Source organism: Allomesorhizobium camelthorni, from assembly GCF_011045125.1.
GTDB lineage: Bacteria > Pseudomonadota > Alphaproteobacteria > Rhizobiales > Rhizobiaceae > Allomesorhizobium > Allomesorhizobium camelthorni.
The window spans coordinates 1-2,086 of the sequence record NZ_JAAKZF010000219.1 but is presented as its reverse complement, the minus strand read 5'-3'; the positions used below and the strand labels follow the sequence as shown (position 1 = coordinate 2,086).

General features: G+C 58.5%; 4 protein-coding genes. All 4 read right to left on the bottom strand.

Annotation, left to right across the window (positions count from 1 at the left end):
* Positions 1-160 precede the first annotated feature (160 nt).
* The 4 genes from G6N73_RS35420 to G6N73_RS35405 all read right to left on the bottom strand — a co-directional run bounded on the left by G6N73_RS35420 (position 161) and on the right by G6N73_RS35405 (position 1,872).
* A complete protein-coding gene (locus G6N73_RS35420; protein ID WP_165034500.1) occupies positions 161-457 on the bottom strand; it encodes a hypothetical protein in 297 nt (98 codons plus the stop codon).
* On the bottom strand, positions 454-837 hold the full coding sequence (locus G6N73_RS38965; protein WP_425484200.1) for an alpha/beta fold hydrolase: 384 nt from the start codon (positions 835-837) through the stop codon (positions 454-456). The genes G6N73_RS35420 and G6N73_RS38965 overlap by 4 nt, the downstream gene beginning before the upstream one ends.
* 123 nt (positions 838-960) lie before the next feature.
* A complete protein-coding gene (locus G6N73_RS35410) occupies positions 961-1,377 on the bottom strand; it encodes a DUF3775 domain-containing protein (RefSeq protein ID WP_165034498.1) in 417 nt (138 codons plus the stop codon).
* A gap of 75 nt (positions 1,378-1,452) precedes the next feature.
* Positions 1,453-1,872 (bottom strand): CBS domain-containing protein, encoded by a 420-nt coding sequence (locus G6N73_RS35405; RefSeq protein WP_165034497.1) that lies wholly within the window; start codon positions 1,870-1,872, stop codon positions 1,453-1,455.
* Positions 1,873-2,086: the final 214 nt, after the last annotated feature.

Sequence of the window (2,086 nt, the reverse complement as noted above, 5' to 3'; positions counted from 1 at the left end):
GAAGCACCTGCCAAAGTCGTGACTTCAGTGACGTGCATTGATCCAGGAAATGATCTTTGGCCAAATTTCGCGTCCGACCAGAACGCCAAGGTGCTGCAGGCGCACGCCTGTTTCACCCGGAAACTCGATGAACTGCGCATTCTTGGCCGGTATTGCGGCCTCAAAAAGCCGGAGGAGCCACCTCGTCGGCCAAGTTCACGACCGCAAGGGTGGGCGCTGCCAAACTCCGCAGGCCGAGCAGCGCCCCGTTGATCTTCAGCGCGCCGCGGCACAAGCGGTTTTCACGATAAAGCCAGTCGATGATCTGGTGGACCAGTTTGCCCGGGAGCGGAACTTCATCGAGCGCCCAACGCTCGACGCGCGCAAGAATCTCCATCGCACGCAGGTCGGCGACGCTGACAGCGGCATAGATCAGCCGCGACCGGATAAGCGTGCGGGGAGATGCCAGCATGCTCATATACGACAGGAGGGAGCCTGGAAACGGGTCCGCTTCGGAAAGGTTCGAGGAAACCAGCGAAACCAGGGCGTCTCGGATTGGCTGGCTCGCGGGCGGAAACACAGAGGAGCCCCGAGCAGCACGATCCCCCCAACGCCCTCGGGCGCGAGAGCACTGTGGATTGTCGCAAGCGTGCCGCCGAGCGAAAGGCCAATCACCACAGGTGCTGTACCCGCCGACTTGTCCGATATCTTCGCGACGCATTCGGAAAATTGGCTTGTATGTACTCTTCCAAGCCGTGGTTGGCGGGGTGATGTGAGGGTGGCAATCCATTCGAGCAGATAGCCGTGCAAGCCTTGTCGCGCATACAGTAGCGAATCGCGCTCGGTTAGTCCTCTCACTCGCTGTTGCGACCAAAACCGAAATGGTAGCCATGGTTTCCCATTCGGAGTTAAGGCACGCACAACGGATTATCACGGCCGCCACCGAGTCCACCAACTGCAAGCGGCGCCGCCGTGATGGCGTTACAAAGCAAGCTTGGTTTCGTAAAGGCCTTTTGTGATGTGGTCATGCAGATCGGGATCCTCAAGGATTGCAGCGGTAATCATATCTTCGCCGAGCGTCCCGGCTTCAGACAGGCCCCGATACCACTTTCTCGCTGCAACGTGGCCCTGTCCGACACGCACCAGCGTGTACAGCTCCCGTCGCGCTCTTTCGGACAGCGAGGCGATTGCCTCACTCAAGAGCACCGTTTGAGACGCGTCGGGAGGGAGCGGCTCGAATCCAAGACCAGCCGCAGGGTTGTGCTCGCCCCGGGCTGGCGTCAACTCGCCGAGATCCTCTTCCGGCACATTGCCAAGCAATGTGTCGCGCTGCATGCGCGCGGCCTTGGCGAGCAGGGCGATGAAACGGGCCTGGTCCACATTTAGGTCTTTTAGCATCGGGATTCCTGCGTTCACTCTGCTGGTCGAAGGCCAAAGTGTGCGCGCCTGAAGGCCGTGATTCTAACCCCCAATTCAAGCATGGTGCGCAGATACAGCACGCAAGGCTTCGCCGGAAAGGTTCTTGCTCACCTTGTGCGAAATATCGCCGAGGCTCAGCATGCCGACCAGGGTCTTGTGACCATCTGTAACCGCCAGGCGGCGGATTTGCTTCGCTTCCATCACCTCGATCGCGGCCTCGACATCATCATCCGCCGAGCAGCACACGACGTCTTTGGTCATCACATCTTTGGCCGTTTTTGTCGCGACGTTGCCGCTGTCAGCGAGAGCCCGGCAGGTGATGTCACGGTCGGTGACAATGCCGACTAACTGTTTGTTTACCTTCACGGGGATCGCACCGATATCGTCGTCACGCATGAGCCTTGCTATTTCCCCTACGGGAGTAGCCGGTTCGACGTATATCGTACCCTTGTGCATGACGTCTTCGACTTTCATGTCGGCCTCCTGCGTTAAGTCTTAAGCGCTCCTCTTGCGCACAAAATGAGGGGTGTAAAAAATCATAACACCGCGCGCTCGATGCTCATTGATTTGGGTCAATGGCGATGCGCTTTGGCAGGCGGACGACAGAATTACTGCTTGGGCGACTATGCGTCGAATGTGGCGTATTCGAATGGCGAGCCACTCGACTCTTTTCAGGACCTCGTTCCTG